Origin of the sequence: Rhizobium grahamii CCGE 502, from assembly GCF_000298315.2 — a bacterium.
Classification (GTDB): domain Bacteria; phylum Pseudomonadota; class Alphaproteobacteria; order Rhizobiales; family Rhizobiaceae; genus Rhizobium; species Rhizobium grahamii.
In genome coordinates, this window is record NZ_AEYE02000038.1 from 104,082 (window position 1) to 128,267 (window position 24,186).

Sequence of the window (24,186 nt, forward strand, 5' to 3'; positions counted from 1 at the left end):
GCAGATATACCGGCACCGGCGACCTCAGCGAGAATAGTGGCACACGAGCGACTGCGTGCTCGAAGCTTTCAAGAACCGCCATGCCCCCCGCTTAAAACTACCCCTCTACGATCGGCCGAAAATGGTCGGCAAGTATCTGGCGCCAAAACACGAAGCGCTTCCCATGATTTAAGCACTCCCTACCGAATGCGCCTCGCTCCCTCCTGCAAGCAAAACGTCAGCCCGGCCCAGTCGAATTTGGTCGCAGAAGCGATCGCGTGGTTGCCCGAGGCACAGGCCGACGTCACACCAAAAACGGGCCCGCGCAGACCGATATCCATACTCACGTGAGCGGATGCCGCACTAGGCATAACGCGCGGCGTGGTAAAAATATGGGCTCTGCGGGCGCCCCCCAAAAGGCGGGCCCGATAGTTATCCTGATGGCGTCGCAGCCATAGACTCCAACTCCTACGACTGCCCCGATGCGATCGGTGTTGACGTCGTTAAGGGCAAGGCCCGATTGCGCAACGAACGCCGCAAGGCAACGAAGCCGTGGAAACGTTTCCATGCTTCCGTCAGGAAGTGTGAAGGTATTGCCCAAATCGCCCGGCCATGAGCGCGGCAGCCATCGGTCGGTTTACCAGGATTAGAGTTAAGCATGGCATATTAAAAGTCAGAAGGTGAAGCGTCTGTCCTTGCTATACCTGCTTGAATGCCACAACTGCGTTCGTGCCGCCCATGGCGAAGGCGTTACTGAGGGCAACGCGCACCTTGCGCTCGCGCGGCTCATTGGGAGTAACGTCGAGATCGCAATCGGGATCTGGCTCACGATAATTTGCGGTCGGCGGCACGACGCCCTCGCGGATCGCCATCACGCAGGCGATCATTTCGAGGGCGCTCGCTGCGCCGAGGCAATGCCCGTGAACGGACTTGGTGGAAGAGACAGACATCGAGTGGGCATGATGACGGAAGACCCGCTTTATTGCCGCAGTTTCTATCTGATCGTTGGCCCTGGTGGCGGTGCCATGGGCGTTTAGGTAATCCACATCCTCGGCATTCAGCCCTGCATCAGAAAGGCAGGCGCGCATCGCGTCCTCCGGGCCTTCGACGGCGGGCGCGACGATGTCGAACGCATCAGCGGAGAGGCCAGCACCCGCGATCTCAGCGAGAATTGTGGCACCGCGCCGTGCCGCATGCTCATAGCATTCCAGCACGGCCATGCCCGCTCCCTCACCCAATACCACCCCCTTTCTGTCGGCCGAGAAGGGCCGGCAGGTATCCGGTGAAAGTACGCGTAGCGCTTCCCATGACTTCAGCACGCCCCACACAAGCGGCGCATCGCTGCCGCCGGCAAGCATTACGTCGGCGCGGCCAAGTCTAATCTGATCAACCGCGGAAGCAATCGCATGGTTGGCCGAGGCACAGGCGGACGTGACACCGAAGACCGGCCCACGCAAGCTGAGGCTCATGCTGACCTGAGCGCAAGCCGCACTCGGCATAACCTTAGGTGCAGTGAGGATCGCAGCGCGCTTCGCTCCGTTCAAAAGCATAGCACGATAGTTTTCTTCAATCGCATCCCAGCCACAGACACCGACGCCCACTGTTGCGCCGATGCGGCAGGTGTTTCCTTCATCAATGGAGAGTCCCGCCTGTCTTGCGGCTTCGCGCGCGGCAATCACCGCAAGCAAGCTGAAGCGGTCCATGGAGACTAATTGCTTGCGGTTAATGTCATGCTTCGGCAGCGCCTTGATCTCCGCGCCGATCATGCCTTTCAATTCATGAAGTTCTGAATTGATGATGGGGCCGATAGCGGAACGTCCCTCACGCATTGCTTTCCAGATGGAGGCAGCGTTGGTTCCTAGCCCGCATAGGCCGCCAATGCCGGTAATGACGACACGTCTTCTCATTTAAACCTCCCTAGCGGCCAAGCCGCGGACGGCTTCAACCAAATCGCCGACACTCTGGAGATTTGACCAGGCATCGACTGTGCTATACTCGATCCTGATGCCGTAGGCCTCCTCTATGTCCCAGAGGAGATCTGCCAGTCCCAATGAATCGATCCCCAGCGACGTCAGTTCGGTTGCAGCTGTTATTTCATGATCGCCCACGGGGGAATCAGCACCGTTAGATGCGGCGCTTCTCTTGATCATGGCGATGACGTTATCTGCGATTTGATCTGGCATCTTGTTCTCCTATTGGTTTTTGTTTGGGCGCCAGGGTGCGCACTACATTCCCTCGTCACTGGAAGGATTTCCATTTGCCAACATGCTTTAACGGGCAGCCCTGATGAGCCTTTCAGCAAGTTTTGTCTGGCGAGCGATGATCTCCGATCCTTCATAAGAAAGGTGACCGCTATCTCGGTAAAGAAATTTGCCGTCGATCTCGGTCTTGCATGTTGTCTCATCGCAGAGAAAGTCGTGGTAAGAAACAACCTCTACGCCGGCCTTCAAGGCCACTTGGTTCAACAACTCGAGAGTGCGGGATCTGAACCGGCGGTATTCGGTGACATATATTTTACAGTCACTGTAGCGCCCGAGAATAACGCTTCCCCGTGCCTTTCGCTCAAGGCAATCGCCGATATCAAAGCTGGCGACTGGCGGAGGAGCAACAACAACCACTTGCTTGCCGAGGGCTCGAACGGCTTCGACGAGAGCCTTGATGCCTTCGACGGCTACATCTAGAGAAACTTCGTTCTCCGTGAAAGTATCACCGCTCCTCTTAAGCAGCACAAATTCGCTCGATACAGGGGCATCAAAAGGGCTTGAAATGGCAACGGTGCTGATCTCCGGTCGATTTTTCAGGATAGCCAAAACACCGTCATTGAAGCGAATACAGTCCTCGCCAAAGGCATGGGAATAGGGCGACGCTGACGCCTTCGAGAAGGCAGCAACTCCAATGGCGGGGAAGCACCCGCTCATCGTGAGCTGAGCCAGCCCGGCTTCTCCGACTGTCTTGGCCAAGCCGGGAACCACTGCCATGGCAAATGAATCGCCCCAAACCAACAATTCAGGCTTGCCCGTTGTCTCGCAGTTCTTTGGGATTTCCTGAGGGGGCGATCTGGGACTGAAATCACATGCTTTTCCAAGGCCGTAGTTGATCCGCCGGATCTTCGCAAAATCAACGTTGCTCTCGGTGGCGGCGATAGCGACGGAGGGCGAGAGGCCGAGAAGCACCGATGCGGCAACGAGTCCTGAGGCCAGCCGTACGCGAGACATAACGTGCCCCCGCCGGAATGGCTCCTCCACGAATTGATAAAGAGCCCAGCTCGCAACCAATGAGAAAGCAACCGCCGCATAGATCGCAAAGGCAGGAGGCTCCCCCATCCAAACCGCGTTCATATAGACAAGCACGGGCCAGTGGATCAGATAGAGTGAGTACGATATATCCCCTACCCTTGCCATGCCTCGAACCGCCACATTGCTCCTGCTTGGCGCAAGAAGGAGGATCAGGCTTGCCAAGCAGACCAAAGCGCCATCCACTACGGGATGTGCGAAACCCATAGGGGCGACGAGGATAAATGCGAGCGTCGGGAGGCGCAGCTTCGAAAGCCTGGCAGCCACGAGAGGAGTGGTGGGAAGCAAGGCTCCGAATGAACCAATGGCCATTTCCCAAAATCGGGTCGGCATAAGATAAAATGCAGCGGATGGGTCACGAAAGACCACATACAGACATAGAACCAGGCTGGCAACGAGGAGCGAACTAACGCCTGTCAGCCACCATCTCTTGGGAGCAAAGGCCAAGAAGGCAGGCAGCAACAGATAACCCTGCTCCTCGACAGCAAGCGACCAAAAATGCAGGAGGGGCTTCGTTTCGGCGGCTCCACCGAAATAGTCCGCCTGGAACCAGAAAACGATATTGCCGGAAAAAGTGAGCGCCCCGTAGACTTGATTTTGGAACTCCCTCAGGCCCACATCTGACAGAAAGAAAGGCGCAGCGATCGTCGTAAGAGCGATGACGACGTAGGCCGCTGGCAATAGTCGCTTCGCACGTCGATAATAGAATTCCGAAAAGCTGAACCGCGATTGCTCGAGCTGCGTCTTGATTAAATTTGTGATAAGAAAGCCCGAAATCACGAAAAAAATATCGACCCCAAGGTAACCCGCTGCGAAGAATCCAATATGTGCGTGGTAAAGGACAACCAGCAAAACAGCCAACCCCCGCAGGGCTTGGATATCAGTTCGAAATTCTCGCGGCATTAGCAGGACCTATGGCTTTCGGTTGACTGGATTGACTGAGAGCTCCGCCGCGGGGTGGCAGCTGGAGCTGCCCCGCTGCCAGGATTCGAGTTTCGAGCCCTTCAGCTGCGTGCGTTGGATTGAGCTCTGCCCCTGCCCCACATTGAGGATTTCCGGCGTGCGATATTGGTGATGACCGTCGGCGGTCGTCAATAAACGCTGCCCTAGTCGGCGCCATCGGCGCACTCACCGTGCACTTCGAAGGTGCAATCAAGGCAAGTCACAGCTCCGGTCCGTTTCGATCGATTATTTCACCTGTGGGCCCCTCGGAGATCGGCCGTCCAACCGGCAGAACGATGACAAGTGCGTCGTCGAGACGCGTGGGTGGCTTATCGAGACGGAGCTCCCATATGAGCCGCGACACCACTTGAGTCATAGCCGATTATCCGGAGCTCGTGCCTGGCTCCGGCCCAACTTCGACTACCTTCCAAGGGCTTTCCATTGAAGACCCCAGTCGGCCCATAGGTTTTGCGAAAGAACTCGGCGAGTTCTACATGGTCAGCCAGTTGCAACTCGTTTTCCCAGCACAGCTTCCACCGCACCTCAGAGCACATGCCAACTCCTTATTTTTTGCCGTTTGCCTGCGGCCAGATCACACAATCGAAGCAGCAGGCGATTGTGAACGCCCAGTGTGTCGTCAGTGATCGTGATAATAGCCATTGAGGCGGCAGAACCATTGGTAGCGCCGTGTTTCCGATGCCATATGCGCTCTAGCAAGTTGCTACTACCCTCCTGCACCGCTCGTAATAGGCTGTCGATGTACTTGATTTCGATCAATTGATGTTCTTCTAATGGCATCCCATTTATTTCGTAAAATCGATTGTTTGGATGATATGCATCCACATCTCGGATGAAGGAAAATATGCGTTTCAAGGGCCTCGACCCAAATCTTCTCGTTGCGCTCGACGCTCTGATGACAGAGCGTAGCCTCACGGCGGCGGCACGCGGCATCAACCTCAGTCAGCCGGCGATAAGCGCGGCCGTCGCCCGGTTACGCGGTTATTTCCAAGATGAGCTGTTTACGATGAATGGCCGAGAAATTGTCCCAACGCCGGTGCGGAAGAGCTCGCCACTGCAGCCCGCGAGACACTGCTGCACATCCAGCTCTCCATTAATTTCTGGGGCCGTTTAACCCGGCCGCCCAATCAGATCGTCGCTTCAGGATCATCCTTTCGAATTTCGTCACCCTCACGTTTTTTGAAAAGGTCGCGAAGGGTGTGGCGCGGGAAGCTCCCGCCCCCAGCTTCGATTTCCTGCCACTTGCCGACGACAGGAGGAGCTTCTGCTGCGGAGTGACGTCGATTTTCTCATACTGCCGGAATTGTTATATGTCGAACGCGCTGAAACGGTTCGACGAGACACTTGTTAGCATAGGGTGCCAAGAGAACCCAACAGCTATCACAGCCGTTTACATTTGAAAAATACAGTACATGTCGATCGGGCATGTTGCGGCCAAATTCGGAAATGCGGGGAGGCCCTCCGTCGAGGAACGGTAAGCTAAGTCTAGTGCCGCCAATTGATCGGCCGTCGAAGAACAACGCTGCGCGTTCCTGCCCATCAGCAGCAGCCGCTCGATCATCGGGCTGGAGCGGTCCGGCTTCGAAGGATAGTCTGGGTCATCCTCAAGTTCGACGACGCGAGTGTTGATAGGCTTGTGACGTGCGCGAAGTGAAGGATGCTGGGCCAGCAGCTCATTGATTTTTGTAATGAAGAGCAACTCCTGACTGGTTGCCAGGTTGGCAGATAGCTCATTGCGACGGTCGATAATCTCCGGCATCGACGTGAGCGCAAAAAATGGCCCACGGCTTTCATGATCGACAGATAGGTTTTCTGGCGCTCGGTCAGAACTTGTGCTTTGCCCGCTTCGGCACAATGTAGGTTCGGGTATACGAGTGCTTCAGCGACGTCAGCAGCATCCTGGCAGGTCGCTTTCGTTTTGTCTCGCCGAGACTACGGATGGGTGCAATGATATCGCCAGTGACGGCATGACCTCGAAGAACCGGCTGCCAAAGCCTGGCGCATACCCTGTCGCCAGCAGAAAGCAGAGGTCCCAATCACGGACCAAACGCCATTCGGCGAATTCGTAGTCTTCACCCGGAAGGCTGGCGAGGGGAATGAGGCCGTGCGGCACGGAATAGAGGAAGGTTTTAAACTCGACGTGATAATCGGTCGAGACACCGCTTGGCGAATGGCGGCATTTGCCTCGGCCAGTGAGAAGAAAGTCTGCTTGCGCAACCGCCCCAGAATGCAGGTCTGAGCAAAACGGACTCCGTTCTCAACTTTCGATTTATCCCGCGGCTTTTTTGGCCGTGCTGGAAGAACTCCGACGCCATAGTGGGAGGCCATCATGCCGTAGCTGCGATTGATCTCGGGATCGTAGAAGCTGGCATGGTTGACGCCCGACTTCAGATTGTCGGGGACGATCAGTCGCGGAACACCGTCGAAGAAACGAAACATCCGGACGTGTGAACCGATCCAGTCGGGCAGCGTTTGCGTCCAGGTCGCCTCGGCATAGGTGAAGCTCGATGCACCGAGCACCGCCACGAAGATCTCTGCCTCGCGGATCTCACCGGTCTTGCGATCAACGATTGGGATCTTCTTGCCGGAATAGTCGACGAAGACCTTGTCGCCGGCCGCATGCTCCTGGCGCATCGTCGGCGAAAGTCGCTGCTTGAAGCTTCTAAAGAGCTCACAAAAGCGGGAATAGCCGTAACCTTCGGGATACGACCCACGATACTCCTCCCACAGGATGAGCAGCGTGACGCCGGGCTTCTTGAGCTCGACGGCAAGATCGGCCCAGTTGGGTTCGACGCGTCGTCTCGTGCCCTGTTTGATGCCGTTGCGAGCGAAGAGCTTGTTCTCGAGCGCATCGTCAGTGAGTTCGCCCGGCAAGGGCCAGCTCAATCCAATTGCTGCTGCACGCTGCAAATTATCCTGCACCGTACTGCGCGCTATTCCCAATACGGCTGCAATCTCGCGGGAGCTGGTCCCGCTTCCGGCAAGTCGCAGCATTTGTCGTAACTGTCTCATGGTCAGCCTTCTCTTTGCCGGCATCAAAATGTCCTCGCTTATCACGAGGTATCGATGCCAAAAGTTGCTGACCCAGGAGGTAATCTTCAGTGCCGAAAACTGGCCGGTCTTTGATTGGAACGGTGGCCGGCTTCAAATCGGAATGGTGGCCGGTCTTTGATCCGATTGCCGGCCGGCTTCACGTCGGAATCCGCAGTGATCCTGGCGAGGATCGAAAAAGCCTGCGAAGAGCCGGTCATCTTAACGACTTCGACGAACTTGCGCCGAGCATGGGCAAGGCAGAAGGCCAGTCGCATGGCGGCGACATTGCTCTTCCCCCGGCGTTTGGCCAAAGTTTTATAGGCTTGGTATCCGTCCACTTGCAGCACGCCGGCAAACGACAACAGCTGCCCCGCGACCTCGCGAGCGCTACGGTTTCAGCAAAAGTATAGGCCACCGCCGGCGGCGCCGGACCATTCCACGGCCGATCGTGGGTCGCTTGCAGCCACAACTGGCAGACCTTGGTTCGTTTGCGGCCCGGATCGAGCCTCGAAAGCGGCGTCTCATCACAGAACGCCTTCGTCTGGGAGCGGATGAAGAGCGGGCGACACCGTGGCGGAGCATGTCCGTGGCCTGTCGGGGACTAATTCAATGAGTCGCTACCTGCGGCCAAGCTCCGATCACCAGTAAAGGACCGGGGCAAGCACATCGTAAACTTGATGACGACACCTTATTGAATGGTCGCGATCGGACAGTGAATCAACTGTTTGGATGGAGCGCATCCATCCTATGGATGTACGCAGGAAATGCGGAGCCGGAGCAAACGAGCCAAGCTACGGACAGTAGACTGGGGCGCCTCTCACGCGCTTTCGCGTTGCCGATGGGCACTCTCCGTAGGTCGATCTGTAGATGGCCGAAAACCTGCCGAAGTGAAAGAAACCCCATTTCAGGCAAATTTGCTTTGTCGTGTTTGCGTTTTCGGGATCAAGCAAATCCAAGCGGGCGCCCCGCAAACGGAGCATGGACAAATATGCAGCTGGAGTGGTTTCCCGGAATGCACGGAAGCCCAACTGCAGCGCGCGTGTAGAAACGCCAGCCGCTTCTGCGACCATTGGCATTCGGATTGGCCGGCTGACGTTAGCCTCCATGAATTCTATTGCCCGCCGTATGTGCCACGGTGCTATCATGCAGGGCTTCCTCTCGAGAAACTGAGAAAGCCGGTGGGGCACTGCGCGAATGATCAAATCAGCAAGGGCTTGGGTGATATGCGCCAGCGCTACCGGAGAATGAATTGACGGGTCGCGCAGTGACCGTATAGCGGTCTCGGCTAATGCAGCAATCATCTGCCCGCCCGCAGTGGTTTTTTCGAGCTCTGGCACGAGCGCCAACGATTCCCCAATGGGCCGTTCAAATGTCTGATCCAGTGTCTGCTGTATGATATTCCAATCGATCAGCAGCTCATCGATGACGTTTGACTGACCGTACATCCTCACTTGTTCGGGCTCCAGAGTGTTGTACAACAGGAGCCTGTCTCGACCAGCATCAGCTTTCGTTGAACCGTGGCTGAACCCCATACCTCCGCTTCGCGGTAAAACGATTGACAGATACTCCACTGAACTTTCCGTAGGCTCAATCTTGAACTGGAACTCGTGTTGATGATATCCCGTGATCACAGAGGCCCAGTCGCTGGAGGAATAATCAAGGCTCCAATGAAAGTCTTCCGCGCGGTCAATCAGCTCGCCCTCAAATTTCCCGAACGCGCCACTGAGCTTATCGATCATTCCATCGAACGATGATCCGAAATATTTGAACGTCGAAGGGCGAATTTCCTGAGGCATCTCACGTTGTCTCCTCGATCTGTGATGAGTGGGCCCGTTGCGCTGCGGCTGCGGATTTCGTCTCGCGGGCTGGCTCATGTCATCTTCTTAAGAAACGGCCCTGATTGCCAATTCCTGATGCCTGTTCAGTTCGTGGCAAAGCTTCATCTAGGTTCTTAGCTTCTTCCAGCATTATCTGACGCAGCCAAGCACTTCCCGCGTCAGCGTCATGCAGGAACGGCCATTGAACGGCTTGGTCGTATCGTGGAAGCCTAATCGAATGATCGATAACGCGCAGCGGAGCGGAGGACGCAACTTCCCGCACGAGTCGCGAAGGTACTATCGCCAGCCGTTCTGTTCCCGAGATGGCAGCTGGCACCATGCTGAGATTGGGAACTATCACGTCAATACGGCGCTGAAGACCAAGCCGGCGGAGATAATTGTCCTCGATTGAATAAGGTTGGCCAAGACCTGTTCTTGCTGTGACGTGGCTCGCACCAACATACTCTCTAATGCTCATTCTCCCTGAGAACTTTGAGTTGTTCGCGCACCCTACCAGTTCAAGATTCTCTTCAATAAGTGTTGCTCGAGGATGGCCACTGGCGACGAACAATTCCGGCAGTATCACGAAGTCAACTTTCCCACGCCGGAGAAGCTGGTCCGGATCTTCAGGCAAAGGAAGTAGCTCAAAGCTGACTGCAGGTGCTTCGGATGCGACACGCTTGATCACCCTCTTAAGAAAGACCGTAGTCATGAAATCACATAATGCAATCCTGAAATGACGACATCTGAGCTGAGAGCATAGACTAGGCCCTGAAATTATGTTCCGCTGGATGTGCTGTAGGGCATTCCGAACCGCTGGGAATAGAGCCAATGCCAATGGAGTGAACACGAGCTTTCCTCGTCTGGCGGTAAAGATGTCATCTTTGAAAAAGAGGCGCAACCGACGCACAGCGGCACTCATCGCCGGCTGGCTGAGGTTGATGCGCTTTGCCGCAGCGGTGAGATTGCCTTCACTCATCAAGGCGTCGAACGCGACAAGAAGATTAAGATCAAGACCTTTAAAACGCATGGGTGGTGTACCAGTAGCAAGGCGACAACTCGCATCCAAAATTCGCTCGGCACATCTGACCTTAGCGCGATTGATTGCAAGTGAAACAAGGCACTTACGAATGTTTGATGCGCCATGAGGATACGATCGGGTCGATCTGGATATGCGCGCACAGGCGGATGACCGTAAGCGGCGCCTTAACCCCCTTCGGGATCGGAATGCGACTGTTGATGTTGTTTTGCCGAACGAGGCTTCGACATATGATGATTACAGGGTTTCCGCACGGCGCCAGTCTAGATATGCCGGTTGCAAAAGGACCGCATCGTCGCCGAGAGCTATAACGGCGAGATGTCGATCAGTGCTGTTGCGCGTCGGCATGTGTTGTCGTCCAGACAATTGTTTACCTGCCGTCTGCAGGAAATCTACGCGGGGCTCGAGCCTGTCCTGCTATTGCGCGATATTCGCGCCCTGCAGGAGCGACTTGCTGCGCTTGCCGACACTCCGCCCGCCACGCGCTCTGACGGGCTAACTCAGCCGATCGACCTTTTCCTGGCGACTTTGCGGACGACCTGGAAGGACGGAGCTACCCGGCCGACGGACCGACCGAAAAGCCAAAAGAGGGCGGCGGCGTCCTGACCCTCTCGTTAAGGCGACTGCCGACTTGCGAAATTGTTGATGCCGAACCATGGCGAACCGGCTGTGAACTTCTGTCACGACTGCAGGCCGAGAATTCCGGCGATTACCCCGACAAACTGCTTCGAACACTTCAGCGCCGGCTGAAGGTCTGGCGCAGCGAACAGGCGACGCGTTGCTGTTTGGCACCTTGAACAAGGAGCTGCCGCTCCAGCAGATCGCCAGGCCACGCTGAGGCGCCGTGGCGCTCGCGCCGCGAAATCCCTGCCGTCTCGCGCCCGGCCTCCTTCGCCTTAACACGGGAGCAAAATGAATGAGGCAACGTGCGAATGTCGGGGAGCATCATTACGTGCGGCAATACGAGGGGTCATTTCCCCGTGTCGCTTGACAAATGCCGCGGGGCGTTGCCGCGGCAGCTATCAGCGTTTTTGAAGATCAGGGCTTCAAGTGGCTTGGTCGGCAGAGCCCGTCGTCCTTGGGCGTTGATTTTCATCCTCTTGTGACGACCAGGTTATTTGCCGCTTGGATCGATACCCATAAAATCAATTCATTATACCGTCAAAACGATAATGGCTAGAAAGGCGACCCAGGATCTGATCCGACGCCCAACGGGAGACGGCGGTTTCCTACCGATGCTTGCTTTATCGCGGTTGGCCTTCGCCTGCTGGTAGTTTCTGGGAGGCCGTCAGAACGAGAGGGCTTTAACTGTGCCAGCTGCCCAGAGAGGCGCGTGGTTGAAACGGAGAAAGAAATGTCTGACGCAAAACTAACAGATGTGCTTTCACCTCTATTAGAAGCGACGGGGGGCCTAGATGCTGCGCCCTCCAGTGTCTCCGGTGCCAAGCATAGATCAATTAAATTGGACACAAACGAAAACCCTTTTCCTTTGCCTCTGCCCGTGATGCAGAGTGCAATTGCGGCACTCAAACACCATCATCTATATCCAGAAGATGACAATGTCGGTTTGCGAGAAGCCGCCGCCAATGCATACGGTTTCGACCAAGATCAGGTAATAGCTGGCAACGGCTCCTCAGAACTTTTAAGTGTTATTTACAAAGCCTTCCTCGCCCCGGGAGACTCGGTCGCGATGCTGTCCCCTGGCTTTTCTTTCAATCGAAAACTTGCAAAACTCCAAGGAGCTAGATTCATAGAGGTGGAGTGGGGCGAATCTTACACGCTTCCGATGAAACAACTGCTTTCTGGTCCAGCACAAGATGCAAAGTTCATCGTATTGTCTAACCCTAACAACCCTAGTGGCACGTTCGTCCCAGTAGCTGATGTCGATAGTCTGGCCGCTCAATCGAACCGCCTCATCGTTTTGGATGAGGCGTATGTCGATTTTGCACCCGATGACGCTTTACGCCTCGTCAACCGCCATCCGAACCTTCTGGTCCTGAGAACGTTCTCCAAAAGTTACTCTGCTGCCGGCCTTCGCATCGGGTTTGGCTTCGGTCATCCTGATTTGATCGGAAGGCTACGCAACATCCAAAACCTCTTCAATATGAATGTTATCGCACATGCAGTCGGCATTAGTATCCTTTCGAACCGTAGGGCCTATTCAAACAATCATAAGCACATAAAAGAGGAACGAGAACGCGTTACGACCGCTCTGTCGGATCTGGGGTTCTCAGTGATCCCATCTCACGCAAATTTCCTACTCGCCCGTGTACCACCCGGTCGAAACGGCACTTGGTTGCAAACATCCTTGAGAGCGGAGAATATTTTCGTTGCTGCATTTCCCGAGGATGGCCTGGAAGATTACATCCGTGTGAGCATTGGTAAAAAAGACGAGATGGACGCCTTCATATCCGCGGCCGGTAGGATCTTAAAACAATTAGTACCGCACGAAACCTCTGTCACGAGCCAGTAATCCTTGTGTTGTCGCCACCGACCCGGGCAGGTCAGTGGTCAAGGGACCGGCTACACAGAGCCTTCGGCCTTGCAGGCCGGAGCACTTTACAACTGAACAGGAGACAACTCGATGGCGAACAGCCGCTCAAATATAACTTTCGGAATCTTCGATCACCTCGACGATAATCATACAGACATCGAGCGGCTGTACTCGGAGCGTCTAGGACTAGTAGAATCGTGCGATCAACTTGGCTTCTACGCGTACCATCTCGCTGAGCATCACTGTACACCCCATGGAAGGAGCCCGTCGCCCAATCTGTTTCTGTCCAGCGTCGCGCAGCGCACTCGTCGGCTTCGTATGGGACCGCTTGTCATGCTGCTACCGCTTTATCATCCTTTGCGGGCGTTCGAAGAAGTCTGCATGCTAGATCAATTGAGTGGTGGTAGACTCGAGCTGGGCATCGGACGCGGCTCCCTTCCCGTCGAGCTCGGCTACTTCGGGATGAGCCCCGAGTCGGCCCCTGGATGCTACGCGGAAGCAAGTGAGATCTTGCTTAACGCCATGAAGGGCGGCACGCTCAACCATCACGGTGAGCATTTCGAGTTTAGCCGCATACCCCTTGCGCTTAGTCCTCATCAGCGCCCGCATCCGCCGATATGGATTGCAACGAACCGCCCCGAGCCTGCACGTTGGGCCGCAGCCAATGGGGCAAATATTGCATGCATCGGACCTTCGTCATCTGTCCGCGCGGTTACTGACGCGTTTAAAGCCGAAGGCAACAAAAGCTCGGACAATCAAGTTCTATTTCGCGGATTGCTCCGTATGGTCGTAATCGGCCGGTCAGAATTGAATGCTCGCTCGCTCGCAGCGTCTGCATACGATCTTTGGCTTAGCAGCTTCAAATTCCTTTACGACCTAAACGATCTACCGACACCTCCAAACCTGCCGCTGACCTTTGACGAGGCGGTAGAGAATGAATTGTGCGTAGCCGGAACTGCAGATCAGGTGCGGCAAACGCTGCACGGCCATCTGGAGGAGGCTGGCGCAAATTACCTTCTTTGCCAGCTCGCGTTCGGGAGCCTTCCGGTGGAAGCTTCGTTGTACACCGCTGCCACAATACAATCAGAAATGATGGCGCGTGCTGGTTGATATGAGTAATTCCACTAATCACGGTCAGCAGTGTGGGCTAGGACTGTCGGTACTGTCAATCGGCGTCCAAAAATTCACCCTTGTAAGGTGCGGACGAATTCTTGGACTACTTTGCTGCAATTCCCTGGTTCGGCGGTATTAAGACTTTGATGCGATGCCGATTGTACCGACGGATATAGGAATCTACCTGCTGCATGAGGTCTTCAAGCGTCAAGAGAGCCACATGGTCTGTCGAGCTCTGCGTTCCGGTCATCAAGGCAAAGCAGAGACCGAGCATAAAATAGGAGCTGCGGGCGAACTCAAGCCGCGTGAGGAGTTCCGGTAATGATAGATTTGTCGCGGGCCATCAACCAGCAGTGTCTTTTCCCGGTTTTCCAGGAGCCGCCGGTCGATGCCCAAATCTTTTTTTATAAATTCGTTAGCCTTCTCCAGCAGGTCGTGCTCGAGTTGCAGGCGCTGCACATCCCTACGCAGTGCCTCGAATTCGCGCTCCAGTTCTTCACGGCTGGCTGTTGGTGGTAAATCGCCATTGCGTGTCATGGATGCAGGAACCTTACAACCAAGTTGCTGGCTTTCCAGTCGTACAAAGTCTGGCGGCTGATGCCGACCTTCTGAGCCACCTGCGTGCAGTCTCACGCATAGAGCACAAATCAATCACGCCCGTTCGCTTCTGTTGCTCCGATCTTCGGCGTAGCGGTTATGATTTTGCCAACAACCCACTGCCTGGATCATATCCATCGATACAGGCCGAGAGCTTTTGACGACAAGGGTAACCAAGCGTCTTCATGGTGCCACGCAACGGCCCTTGCTCAGATAGTGCTCAACGGCAATCCGCTTCTGCTCATCTGTCATTTGGCGCGTACTGGACTGCACGAGCTTGGTTGGAGGGCCAAGCGTCTAGCGAAGGAATTTGGATGTGCTCGCAACACTGTCCGCCGATATCTTCGTGAGGGTGGGGCGGTAGCCTTCAAGAAGCCGGTTTGGCGGAGTGCTTTTGATGGCCTTGCTGATTGGCTTCGGGCGTGTCGCCTAATTCTGCCATCGAAGCCACCCATTCGTTTTGCTCGTAGAGCCGTCTTTCGAAGAGTCCAGGTCAAACCGCGTAAGCATTGTTCTAAGCTGACCGTTCTCGCGGCGAAGCCGTTCGGCCAGAAGGGCTCGCATACGCCTGTTTTCGGCGTCCAGGACGTCGAGATCGTCAACCGACGGGGCCTCGATATTGAGGACCTGCGGCGCGGGTTCCTGGCGACGGAAGTCGAGAGCGGACGATCGCACGGCAATCTTAGCTGGGCGTAGCTTCGAGTTCTTGTGCTTTTTGACGGCCGTCGTCGCGTGGCGACGTTTTTTAGGGGATGGTCCTCCGACCGGGTGAGCAAGTGCCTCGGCAGCCTGGGCTCTTGCCGGGAGATCGGCGGGCGCGCTGAGGCTTGGGGCTCCATCCACAGATGTGGAAGAAACCACAGCCACCTTGACGGTTCCCGGTCCTTCACCTGCAGGATTGCTTGTCGCAATCGCCGGTTCCACTCCATCGGAATCGCGCTCCGACGTTCCGAAGAGGTGAGAGGTTTCTTCTTCTACCTCACGGGCAATAGCTTTGAGGTCCGCATTGCCCCAGATTGAAGTTGCCGATGGGTTTTGATGACGACGGCGAGACTTGAATTCGACAACGAAACTCCGCTGCGGTGTTCGCATATCCTAGCCGGGAAACGATGACCGGCCCAGCGCGGGCTTGCCGTGGAAGCCAGAGCCGGCAAATCATGCTAGAACCGATGGGCCGGCACTGCGCGAACGGTTCGTTTTAATCAGACCGAGGCGCTTTCGCAATTCTGCATTTTCCTCGCGCAGTTTCTCCGCCAGCAATTTGCGCAGCCGCTGGTTCTCCGCCTCCAGCTGGACGAGATCGTCCGCTGCGTCGGCAATCGGAACAGACTGGGCAGCGGTCTTGAAGGTAGATTGTGTTGAGCGCTTCCATTGATAATAGGTCTGTTCGGAAATGCCTGCGTCGTGGATGGCTTGTTTCCGCGTGCCCGGGCCGGCGGCGACGGCCGCTTCGATGAACGCGATCTTTTCGCGTCGCTCCTGTTCGGTATATCGGCGTGAGTTGCCGGCGGCAGCGGCTTTCGATCGATCGAGCCGAAACGGGAGCCGTTCTCTGACGCCGTAGCGCCTTAGTCTTGTTCGAAATGGGCTCCCTGTGTTTTCCACCTCCGGAACGATCAGTGCTGCTTCCATATCGTTATCGCCAATCATTGTTGCCTCTCTAGCTCGTTCGTCTTTTCCCGAAGTGAGCTAGGAGTCAAGCTCTGTCGCTCTCCGTCTTCACGGGGCGATGCGATAGACCTTCGCATCAGACCTTTTTGCAATGGGCATGTAAACGCGGGTCTCAGCCGCAAAGCGCAGATAGGCGGTGCAGGTCAGTACGCGAATGATGAACCCCAGCACAGCGGCTACATCTCACCGCGCACCTGCCGGACGCCGTCGCACGTCATAGGTCGTGCCCTACGTGCTGCCCGAGGCGTTCATGATGTCATTTAAAGGCCCACGGCTTTGCGCGGCAAGCGGTCACGCGACAGACCAGCATCCGGGCCCTTTAGGATTATCCAGCAGATTAGTTGAGAGACAACACCTGCGTTCAACTTGCCATTGCCTCCGTGGCCGACACCGGTGCCAAGGAGGAACGGCAAAGCATTGCGAGGTCTAAGAAGAATGCCAACTTCCGGGAAGAGAGGTTCCGAGACACGAAACGCTTCTTCAAGGTGCTCGGGCGCTCCTGGCGAACGCTGTTTTCGCATGCCTTCGCCGCTGAGATCGATGCGATAGGCATTGTGAACGAGGATCCAGGACGGCATCGGCGAGCATTGGGTTTGCAATAATCTCGTACCAGCGATCCAGGCACACCTGGCTGATGACGTTCGTCGATCGCCGCTCGTAGCGGTCTTCGATGTTCTCGAGGAGATCGCGCGCTGGTCATCGTTGAGCTTTTCCAGTCCCCAATCATCGAGGATAAGCAAATCGGTCTTGAACAGGTTGCTGAACATCTTGAACACCGCACCACGTGAGGGCAGATCCGTCGACGGCAGCCTGGCGGCACCTATCGACCGCGGCCAGGTTCGGCGAGACTTACTAGCGCACCTTCACCGTATTACTCTACTTGGATCCACAACTGCTTAGGCTTCGCGTCCTTTGCCCAGAACAATTTTGAGATTGAACGGCCTTGGCGGCTCCTGCCGTTTAGCCGGCCTTTCGTGGCGCGAAGCCGAGCGCCAGGACTAGAAAGATCAAGGTGCCCGTTCCAACCTGCTGCCAGTAGAAATTCAGGCCGCTTAAGAGCAGGCCGTTTGCAACGATCGCAAGCAGCAGAACGCCGAGTACGGTTCCCCAAATATTGGGGCGAGCGTGGGTATGGATGGTTGTCCCTATAAATGCGGCGCCAATGGAATTGAGCAAAAATGCGTTGCCCGAATTGGGCACATAAACTGTTACGGTCGAGGTCAGTACCAGACCTGCCACCGCTGCGATGACGCCAATCAGGACATAGGTTCCTGCAAGAATGATGCGCAGCGGCAGTCCGGAATAGCGCACAATATCGGCCTGTAGGCCCGCGGCAACGACCACGCGGCCGAACCGGCTCTGCGAAAGCACAAAGGCGGCGGCGGCGGCAGTGGCGAGCGCGATGACCAGCGGCACTGGGATACCAAGGATCGTGCCATGCCCGATAGCGCGAAAGGAATCCGGTATCGCATTTTGCGGGAGGTAGATCGGATTCCCGCCGTTGGTGAGCAGCTGCTGAATGCTGCGCCCAACAAAGAGCGTGCCAAGCGTCGCAAGAAAAGGCGAAAGGCCTGCCCAGGAAATGAGAAGCCCGTTGAACGCACCGACAAGTGCCCCCGCCGCAAGCCCCCCCAAAGCCGCAATGCTGACGGGATGGCCTGTCAGCACCAATGACACGAAAGCAAAGCTGGAAAAATCGATCGCCGCGCCGATCGACAGATCAATACCGCCCGAAGCGACGGCGAAGGTCATGGCGACGGCAACGATTGCCAGCAAGCTGAAATTGTTGGCAAGCAGGCTGGTCAGGTTGCTAGGCGTCAGGAAGCTCGGTGCTAGCGATGCAAACAGCGAAAAGACGCAGATCAACGCGATGAAGAGAGCAGATCGGCCGCCCAGCGCGACAACATTCCTTGAAAGAGATTTGGTCGCCATGGTCAAACGTCCCTGCGAATAAGTGTGGTAGCCGATACAGTCAGCAGGATCAGTACACCCTCGACGCCGCTGACCATCGTGCTGGCGAGGTTGAGGAGCTGAAAGCCGTTGAGAAGAATACCGACGAACAAAGCCGATAGCAGGGTGCCGCCGATGGTCGGAACAAGCCGGCGGGAAAACACCGATCCGAGCAGCGCGGTGACGACCACAGGCAGGAGCATCTCGCCCGAACCCGTACTTGCGCCACTGAGATATGCTGTGTTGAGGATGCCGGCGAGACCACCGCAAAGACCGCTGATCAGGAAGGCTGAGGCGAGATAGGCCTTCACCGGAATGCCTGCGGAGCGCGCGGCTTCCGGAAATTCACCAACCGCATAAAGTCGCAGCCCATAGCGCGTACCCTGCACGAGAAGAGACATCGCCAGCGAAAAGGCGATCAGCACATAGCCAAGCACCGGGATACCTAAAGGCCCCTGGGAGGAGAGTGCTGTGAGCACATCGCTGGAGGCAGGAATGACCGTGTTTTCCGTCAGCACAAGCTCGAGCCCGGCAATGATATTCATGACCGCCAGGGTCGCCAAAAGAGGCACAATGCCGATCCCGGCCACCGCAATCGCGTTTACCGCGCCGACCGCAAGGCCTGAACCGAGCGCCGCGATCACGGCGGCGCCGTCACCGTAGCCTGCCTGTATCAAGCTTGCGTAAATGGCTGCACTAACACCCATGTTGGCGGCGAGCGAAAGATCGATGCCGCCGGTCACGACATTCGGACCTCCCGCTATTACGACGACCGTGAGGCCTATCGCCAGAACCCCGGTGATTGCCGTCTGGCCCAGGATATTGCCGATGTTGAACACCGAAAGGAAGAAGGGCGCCGAAACGGAGAATATGACGAGGATCAACAGAAAGGTTATTAAGGCGCCATAACGCAGCAGAGTGGCAGCGAGCCGGGTCTTTTGCTGAGGCCTCTCCGGTTCCGCTCCGGAAACGGGAGCCGCGTAGCTTTCGATATCAACTGACATGACGCAACCTTTCCCGAGCGCCGGTGGCCTCGGCCAATATGTCGTTTGCCGTGGTGTGGCTGGATTGAAGCTCGCGCGTGACGCGCCCGCGGAACATCACGAGGACCCGATCCGTCATGCCGACGAGTTCATCGAGATCCGTGGAGAGAAGGATGACGCTTGCTCCGCTCGAAACGAGGTCGGCGATCAGTGCATAGATCTCGGCTTTTGCGCCGATATCGACGCCCATTGTGGGTTCGTCCAGCAGATAAAGGTCGGTGTCGCGAGCCAGCCATTTCGCTATCGCCACCTTCTGCTGATTGCCGCCAGACAGTGACCGGACCAACGCCTCTCGCCCGTCAGCCTTGATCTGAAGCTTTCGGACGAGTTTATCCGTCTCCCCTGCTTCAGCCTTCCTGTCGAGCCAGCCGAACCGCAAGAATCGGCCGAGGCTGGCGATGGTCACGTTTTCTCTGACACTCATATCGAGTGCCACCCCGTGGCGACGACGATCCTCCGGGACCAGGGCAAATCTTGCCTTGGCCGCGTCTCGCGGCGAGGCAAGTCGGACGTTACGACCTTCGTAGACAATTGTCCCCGAGGTTGCGCGTTCCAGCCCAAAGAGGACACGCATCAGGTCCTTGGCACCCGATCCGAGGAGCCCGGTGATCCCGAGCACCTCACCGCGGCGCAAGGTGAAGGAAACCGGCTCGAACTTGCCTGCCACCGACAGGTCTTGCACGCGAAGAAGGTCCTCGCCGAGACGCACCTGACGAGCGGGAAAGAGATCACCTGTCTCGCGCGCTATCATCAACTGACCGATTTCCTCGGCAGAGGTTTCGGACAAGGCAAGCGTCGCAACATCACAGCCATTTCTCAAGATCGTGACGGTCTGGCAGATTTCTTCGATTTCTCTAAGGTAATGAGAGATGTACAAGATTGTGACGCCTTCGCCGGCGAGCCGCCTGATCAGCCGAAACAGAATATCGGCCTCCTGACGCACGAGCGCTGCTGTTGGCTCATCGAAAACGAGAACCTTGGGCTTGCGGATCAATGCACGAGTGATCTGGATGATTTGCCTTTCCGCCGTGGTCAGCTCCGAGATCAGCGCGTTCTGAGGCAGTTCGATCTCGAAATAGAACTTGAGCAATCGCGCTGCTTCGTGTCGCATGCGCCGACGATCGAGAAAGGGTGTTGCCCCAAGGCTTGGTTCGTCACCGAAGAAAAGCGCTTCCCCGACAGTGAAGCTTGGCGGCAGGAGCCGATCCTGGTGGATAAAGTGGATGCCAAGTTCTTCCGCAAGCTTCGGGGTCAGCCGGGTGAGTGTCGTGCCCTCGATCTCTATTGCGCCATCGTCTGGCTGGTGGAGACCGGCTAGGACCTTGATCAGTGTGGACTTGCCAGCTCCGTTTTGGCCGACCAACCCATGCACTGTTCCCCGTCTTACAGTCAGTCCCGCGCCATCAAGAGCGCGCGCTCCACCGAAGGTCTTGACGATCTGGCTCAGCTTGAGAATGTCGGCAGGGTCAGTTTCCGCTGTGATAATTTGGCTCATATTGGTTCTCCACACGCTGAACGATGGCAGCGCCTTCGAACAGAGGCGCGGCCTGACCGCTAAAGTCAGCCGATGCCAAGCTTTTTGGTGACCTCGCCGACATTCGCCTTGTTGGCGAGAAGCGCCGGCACGTAGGTTTCGCGTGGCAGTTTTTCGCCAGAAAGCAGGCGGGCAACGTTGCGAATGGCGGTGCGCCCGAGTTCTGCTGGTTGCTGTGCAACGTCGGCTGCGGCTGGAGACTTGGGGTCGGCAACCAGCTGCAGGACTTCCGGGCTGCCATCGACGCCATAAGTCTTGATCTCGGTTCGCCCAGCAGCCACAAGAGCCTGCGTTGCGCCAAGCTGCGGCACATCCCAGGCCGACCAGATCGCTTTTATCGAACCTTTATCCGGATAGCGATTGAGGATCGCGGTGACCTGGGTAAAGGCATCTTGGACGGTATTGGGGATGACATCGCGCAGTTCCGGCTTGATAATCTCCACCTTGGGGAAGTATTTGACGACGTTTACGAGCTGATCGTAACGGATCGCGCAAGGTGTGACGCCGTAGAAGCCGTTGAACACGACGATCTTACCTTCGCCGCCGATATCGGACACGAGCTGCAGGGCAAGGTCCTTGCCGAGGCCCCAGTTATCTGAGGTCGAGTTGTTCAGTGAATAGGTGGAGCCGACGTCGATGGTCAAAACCGGTATGCCTGCATCGCCGGCCTTCTTGAGCCAAGGGTCGATGACCGACAGCGTTCCAAGAAGCTGGACAATGGCGTCCGGCTTCTGCCCGATAAGGGTCTGGAGCTGCGAAACGAGTTTGCCGTCGTTGCGCCCCGCATCCACGGCGATCGGCTCGCCACCCAGCCGCTTTACCTCCTCGATCTGGGCATTGTAGGCCTGGAGGTCGAAAAAGTGGTCAGTGCCGGCGGCGCTGATGCCGATACGCTTGCCTTTGAGCGGCAGGTCTTCGTCAGCCAGTGTCGGACGAATCCCGACCGCTGCGACACCGGCAACCGCTGCGCCCGCCAGTGCGGTAAACTTCAGAAAGTCGCGGCGACCTAGACCTGAGCCGAATTTTTCAATCATCATTTACTCCTTTGATTGTGGGTTGCTTTGGCTGTTGGGATGCGAGGCGGAGATCGTGGCAGTTGCAGCTAGCAAGGCCACCATCGTTGTCTCGCAGCTTCAAAACGACGGCTGTCGATCGTTAAGAGACAAGACGACATATTGCGGAAGCACTGGAATACCGTCTCAGCCCCGACTCAATGCACCCCGAGTTTCTCGATGACCTCTTTGACGTTGCCCTTGGTCGCAAGCATGGACGCAACATAGGTTTCCCGCGGCAAGGTCTCGCCAGCCAGGACACGGGCAACATTGCGGACCGCGGTACGCCTAAATTCGGCCGGCTGCTGGACCACATTGGCCACAGCAGGGGAGTTTGGATCGGCGAGCAGTTGCAAGGTTTCGGGGCTGCCGTCGATGCTGTACGTTTTGATATCCATGCGGCCGGCTGCCACGAGGGCCATGTGTGGCTCCCACTTGAGGGATATCCCAGGCCGACCAGATCGCCTTGATCGAGCCTTTTTCCCGGTAGCGGTTCACGATTGCGATGACCTGGGTAAAGGCATCTTGAACAGTATTGGGGATAACGTCGCGTAGCTCCGGCTTGATGATCTCCACCTTCGGGAAAATACTTGATCACATTGACCAGCTGATCGTAGCGGATCGCGCAGGGAGTGACCCCATAGAAGCCATTGAAGACCACGATCTTGCCCTCGCCGCCAATGTCCGAAACCAGCTGCAGAGCGAGGTTTTTGCCGATCACCCAATTGTCCGATGCCGCGTTGTTAGGCGAGTTCGTCGATCCGACGTCTAAGGCGAGGACGGGGATGCCGGCATCAGGGGCCTTCTTGAGCCAGGGATCGATAACCGTGAGCGTGCCGAGCTGCTGGACAATCGCGTCGGGCTTCTGCGCAATCAGTGTCTGAAGCTGGGAGATGAGCTTGCCGTCGTTGCGCCCGGCATCAACACCGATCGGAACGCCGCCGAGGCGCTTCACCTCCTCGATCTGGGCGTTATAGGCCTGGAGATCGGCGTGGTGGTCTGTACCCACGGTGCTGACGCCGATGCGCTTGCCCTTAAGAGACAGCTCGCCGCTAGCCAGGCTGAGCCTGGCGCCGACCAAAGCGGCACCTGCGACCGTCGCGCCAGCAAACGCGGTCAGTTTCAGGATTTCACGGCGGCCGAGACCGCGATCAGCACTTTCCATCATGGATATCTCCTACAATTGCGAAATTGCTGCCCGAGAGGCTCGGGAGGGGAATGCACTTCATGCGTCCTGCACAATATACTTGCAGGACTGCGCGCCATGAGCAGTCAAGTTGCCCAGGTGAGGCCTGGGAAAAGCGGCAACCTCCGCTCGCCCCGTGGGGGCGGTCAGGCCGCAGCGGAATCTTCATCGACTTAATCAGGGCTCTCTGTGCTTAACGCCGGCGCTTGGCCGATGCGCCACTGGCCGGGCGGCGGCGTTCCATTCACTGCGAAGTCACCGACGATCCGGTCCTTGTAAATCCGGGGATTGTGTGACGATATCGTCCGGGCGTTACGCCAGTGGCGGTCGAGGGCGGTGGACGATTTAGCTGCCGAGGCGCCCAGCGTGTCGAACAGGATTGTCGATGCCTCGAGAACAAGATTGGTCACCACGCCGAGGGCTTGTGATGTTTCCAGTTCGGCGACGGCGTTTGCGCGGTCCACGGCCTCGTCATTGCCCGCCAAATAGGCGACATGGGCGCGTTCTTGGGCCGCCGCAACCTGCAACACGATTGCAGTGGTGGCGTAGGCATTGGAACGAATGCGGCCAACGACCTGGAGCACCTGTGGATCCTGGCTCGATCGGGGACCGGCAGCGTGCGAAAATTGGCGTATTCGCGCCGAAACCGCAGCGGCCGTCTCAATGGCTATAGCGCGACCTATTCCGGCCAAGGTCGCCAGATGAACAGTCTGGTAGAATGCAGGGCTGTAGCCAAACTTCGTGTCGTCGACCACGACGTCAAGGGGATCTACGCTCGCCTCGAAAAATGTCGTGGTTCCGCTTGCCGTCAGCTTCTGCCCGAACCCGTCCCAGTCATCGACAACGCGCACACCCGGGTCGTCGCGCCGGACGAGCACGGTGACGCCCTCGCCTTCCAGGCCTGTCGCGCCGACGTCGATCCAATCGGCAAAAAGCGAACCGGTCGTGTAATATTTCTCGCCGTTGAGCACGAGGCCATCGCCTTTGCGAGCGATATGGGTTGCAAAAGTGCCTTGTTTCGCATCGCCAATTTCCGTCCAGGCGTTGCCAGCAATCTCACCGTTAGAAATGCGCTCAGCCCAACGTCTACGGAAAGCACTCGGAACGGTGTTGACGACGTTTTCCACAAAACCAAAGTGGCCGCGCAGTGCCTGTGTTATGTTTGAGTCGGCGGCCGAAAGCTCGATCAAGAGATTGAAGAACTCCGGCAGCGTCGCTCCAAGTCCACCTTCGCCCTCCGGCAGGCGAAGTGCACCGAAGCCCGCACGTTTTAGCGACGCGATCTGGGCATCAGGAAGGATGCGGTTGAACTCGCGAGCAACGGCGCCTTGCCTGATCTCCTCGAACAGTGGACGAAATTTCTTGGCGAGGTTCTCGTAGCGGGCGCTCGGCCCTGCTCCCCAAGCTTGATCAACCTGTGACATG

15 protein-coding genes and 10 pseudogenes are annotated in these 24,186 nt (G+C 56.8%); 5 read left to right on the forward strand and 20 right to left on the reverse strand.

The annotated features are described in order from the left end of the window. Positions 1–179: 179 nt before the first annotated feature. The 6 genes and pseudogenes from RGCCGE502_RS39155 to RGCCGE502_RS32695 form a co-directional block, all read right to left on the reverse strand. Positions 180–350: a beta-ketoacyl synthase N-terminal-like domain-containing protein gene (locus tag RGCCGE502_RS39155; protein ID WP_369333333.1), complete on the reverse strand. Its 171-nt coding sequence runs from the start codon at positions 348–350 to the stop codon at positions 180–182. A gap of 327 nt (positions 351–677) precedes the next feature. After that, positions 678–1,886 (reverse strand): beta-ketoacyl-[acyl-carrier-protein] synthase family protein, encoded by a 1,209-nt coding sequence (locus RGCCGE502_RS32675; protein WP_016558510.1) that lies wholly within the window; start codon positions 1,884–1,886, stop codon positions 678–680. Beyond that, positions 1,887–2,162, reverse strand: a complete 276-nt coding sequence (locus RGCCGE502_RS32680) for an acyl carrier protein (RefSeq protein WP_016558511.1) — start codon at positions 2,160–2,162, stop codon at positions 1,887–1,889. 87 nt (positions 2,163–2,249) lie between these two features. After that, on the reverse strand, positions 2,250–4,175 hold the full coding sequence (locus RGCCGE502_RS32685) for an acyltransferase family protein (RefSeq protein ID WP_040676179.1): 1,926 nt from the start codon (positions 4,173–4,175) through the stop codon (positions 2,250–2,252). A 259-nt stretch (positions 4,176–4,434) separates the two neighbouring features. Further along, a pseudogene (locus RGCCGE502_RS35080) lies at positions 4,435–4,768 on the reverse strand (GNAT family protein). Next, on the reverse strand, positions 4,758–5,087 hold the full coding sequence (locus RGCCGE502_RS32695) for a hypothetical protein (protein WP_141652464.1): 330 nt from the start codon (positions 5,085–5,087) through the stop codon (positions 4,758–4,760). Before RGCCGE502_RS32695 ends, RGCCGE502_RS35080 begins: the two are co-directional and overlap by 11 nt. Here RGCCGE502_RS32695 and RGCCGE502_RS36145 point away from each other — a divergent pair. Beyond that, positions 5,077–5,704 (forward strand): annotated as a pseudogene (locus RGCCGE502_RS36145) (LysR family transcriptional regulator); the annotation flags it as partial. The gene RGCCGE502_RS32695 and the pseudogene RGCCGE502_RS36145 sit on opposite strands and share 11 nt — an antisense overlap. A gap of 351 nt (positions 5,705–6,055) precedes the next feature. On the opposite strand, the pseudogene RGCCGE502_RS36150 reads toward RGCCGE502_RS36145, so the two are convergent. The 5 genes and pseudogenes from RGCCGE502_RS36150 to RGCCGE502_RS32720 form a co-directional block, all read right to left on the reverse strand. After that, a pseudogene (locus RGCCGE502_RS36150) lies at positions 6,056–6,270 on the reverse strand (UPF0149 family protein); the annotation flags it as partial. 118 nt (positions 6,271–6,388) lie between these two features. Further along, positions 6,389–7,268: pseudogene (gene istA, locus RGCCGE502_RS32705) on the reverse strand (IS21 family transposase); the annotation flags it as partial. 173 nt (positions 7,269–7,441) lie between these two features. Further along, positions 7,442–7,821, reverse strand: a pseudogene (locus RGCCGE502_RS32710) (IS66 family transposase); the annotation flags it as partial. 235 nt (positions 7,822–8,056) lie between these two features. Further along, on the reverse strand, positions 8,057–9,061 hold the full coding sequence (locus tag RGCCGE502_RS32715; protein ID WP_016558518.1) for a helix-turn-helix transcriptional regulator: 1,005 nt from the start codon (positions 9,059–9,061) through the stop codon (positions 8,057–8,059). A 79-nt stretch (positions 9,062–9,140) separates the two neighbouring features. Beyond that, positions 9,141–10,112: a LysR family transcriptional regulator gene (locus RGCCGE502_RS32720; RefSeq protein ID WP_016558519.1), complete on the reverse strand. Its 972-nt coding sequence runs from the start codon at positions 10,110–10,112 to the stop codon at positions 9,141–9,143. Between the two features lie 390 nt (positions 10,113–10,502). Between RGCCGE502_RS32720 and RGCCGE502_RS38530 the strand changes: the two are divergent. The 3 genes and pseudogenes from RGCCGE502_RS38530 to RGCCGE502_RS32740 all read left to right on the forward strand — a co-directional run. Beyond that, a pseudogene (locus RGCCGE502_RS38530) lies at positions 10,503–10,918 on the forward strand (ISNCY family transposase); the annotation flags it as partial. Between the two features lie 557 nt (positions 10,919–11,475). Beyond that, entirely contained in the window at positions 11,476–12,594 is a 1,119-nt protein-coding gene (gene hisC, locus RGCCGE502_RS32735; protein WP_016558521.1) for a histidinol-phosphate transaminase, read from the forward strand. 111 nt (positions 12,595–12,705) lie between these two features. Beyond that, a complete protein-coding gene (locus RGCCGE502_RS32740; RefSeq protein WP_016558522.1) occupies positions 12,706–13,725 on the forward strand; it encodes an LLM class flavin-dependent oxidoreductase in 1,020 nt (339 codons plus the stop codon). Between the two features lie 233 nt (positions 13,726–13,958). Here the strand turns inward: RGCCGE502_RS32740 and RGCCGE502_RS36970 are convergent. Continuing rightward, positions 13,959–14,574, reverse strand: a pseudogene (locus tag RGCCGE502_RS36970) (IS3 family transposase); the annotation flags it as partial. Here RGCCGE502_RS36970 and RGCCGE502_RS36165 point away from each other — a divergent pair. Next, positions 14,563–14,691, forward strand: a pseudogene (locus RGCCGE502_RS36165) (helix-turn-helix domain-containing protein); the annotation flags it as partial. The pseudogenes RGCCGE502_RS36970 and RGCCGE502_RS36165 overlap by 12 nt on opposite strands. A gap of 789 nt (positions 14,692–15,480) precedes the next feature. Here RGCCGE502_RS36165 and RGCCGE502_RS32755 read toward each other — a convergent pair. The 8 genes and pseudogenes from RGCCGE502_RS32755 to RGCCGE502_RS32790 form a co-directional block, all read right to left on the reverse strand. Then, entirely contained in the window at positions 15,481–15,975 is a 495-nt protein-coding gene (locus RGCCGE502_RS32755) for a transposase (RefSeq protein WP_016558526.1), read from the reverse strand. 530 nt (positions 15,976–16,505) lie between these two features. Beyond that, positions 16,506–16,751 (reverse strand): annotated as a pseudogene (locus RGCCGE502_RS38535) (ATP-binding protein); the annotation flags it as partial. Positions 16,752–16,956: 205 nt separating this feature from the next. Further along, a complete protein-coding gene (locus RGCCGE502_RS32765; RefSeq protein WP_016558528.1) occupies positions 16,957–17,928 on the reverse strand; it encodes an ABC transporter permease in 972 nt (323 codons plus the stop codon). Positions 17,929–17,930: 2 nt separating this feature from the next. Further along, complete coding sequence (locus RGCCGE502_RS32770; RefSeq protein ID WP_016558529.1) at positions 17,931–18,950, reverse strand: ABC transporter permease; 1,020 nt, start codon at positions 18,948–18,950, stop codon at positions 17,931–17,933. Continuing rightward, the gene (locus tag RGCCGE502_RS32775; protein WP_016558530.1) at positions 18,940–20,484 is read right to left on the reverse strand and encodes a sugar ABC transporter ATP-binding protein; all 1,545 of its coding nucleotides are present in this window, start codon (positions 20,482–20,484) and stop codon (positions 18,940–18,942) included. Before RGCCGE502_RS32775 ends, RGCCGE502_RS32770 begins: the two co-directional genes overlap by 11 nt. A 65-nt stretch (positions 20,485–20,549) precedes the next feature. Further along, entirely contained in the window at positions 20,550–21,560 is a 1,011-nt protein-coding gene (locus tag RGCCGE502_RS32780; RefSeq protein WP_016558531.1) for a sugar ABC transporter substrate-binding protein, read from the reverse strand. A 173-nt stretch (positions 21,561–21,733) separates the two neighbouring features. Further along, positions 21,734–22,743, reverse strand: a pseudogene (locus RGCCGE502_RS32785) (sugar ABC transporter substrate-binding protein). 191 nt (positions 22,744–22,934) lie between these two features. Next, a complete protein-coding gene (locus RGCCGE502_RS32790) occupies positions 22,935–24,185 on the reverse strand; it encodes an acyl-CoA dehydrogenase family protein (protein ID WP_016558533.1) in 1,251 nt (416 codons plus the stop codon). Position 24,186: the final 1 nt, after the last annotated feature.

Coding starts and splice junctions, on each gene's coding strand:
- RGCCGE502_RS39155 (WP_369333333.1), bottom strand. CDS start 350: ATGCCTAGTGCGGCATCCGCTCACGTGAGTATGGATATCGGTCTGCGC.
- RGCCGE502_RS32675 (WP_016558510.1), bottom strand. CDS start 1,886: ATGAGAAGACGTGTCGTCATTACCGGCATTGGCGGCCTATGCGGGCTA.
- RGCCGE502_RS32680 (WP_016558511.1), bottom strand. CDS start 2,162: ATGCCAGATCAAATCGCAGATAACGTCATCGCCATGATCAAGAGAAGC.
- RGCCGE502_RS32685 (WP_040676179.1), bottom strand. CDS start 4,175: ATGCCGCGAGAATTTCGAACTGATATCCAAGCCCTGCGGGGGTTGGCT.
- RGCCGE502_RS32715 (WP_016558518.1), bottom strand. CDS start 9,061: ATGCCTCAGGAAATTCGCCCTTCGACGTTCAAATATTTCGGATCATCG.
- RGCCGE502_RS32720 (WP_016558519.1), bottom strand. CDS start 10,112: ATGCGTTTTAAAGGTCTTGATCTTAATCTTCTTGTCGCGTTCGACGCC.
- hisC (WP_016558521.1), top strand. CDS start 11,476: ATGTCTGACGCAAAACTAACAGATGTGCTTTCACCTCTATTAGAAGCG.
- RGCCGE502_RS32740 (WP_016558522.1), top strand. CDS start 12,706: ATGGCGAACAGCCGCTCAAATATAACTTTCGGAATCTTCGATCACCTC.
- RGCCGE502_RS32755 (WP_016558526.1), bottom strand. CDS start 15,975: ATGATTGGCGATAACGATATGGAAGCAGCACTGATCGTTCCGGAGGTG.
- RGCCGE502_RS32765 (WP_016558528.1), bottom strand. CDS start 17,928: ATGGCGACCAAATCTCTTTCAAGGAATGTTGTCGCGCTGGGCGGCCGA.
- RGCCGE502_RS32770 (WP_016558529.1), bottom strand. CDS start 18,950: ATGTCAGTTGATATCGAAAGCTACGCGGCTCCCGTTTCCGGAGCGGAA.
- RGCCGE502_RS32775 (WP_016558530.1), bottom strand. CDS start 20,484: ATGAGCCAAATTATCACAGCGGAAACTGACCCTGCCGACATTCTCAAG.
- RGCCGE502_RS32780 (WP_016558531.1), bottom strand. CDS start 21,560: ATGATGATTGAAAAATTCGGCTCAGGTCTAGGTCGCCGCGACTTTCTG.
- RGCCGE502_RS32790 (WP_016558533.1), bottom strand. CDS start 24,185: ATGTCACAGGTTGATCAAGCTTGGGGAGCAGGGCCGAGCGCCCGCTAC.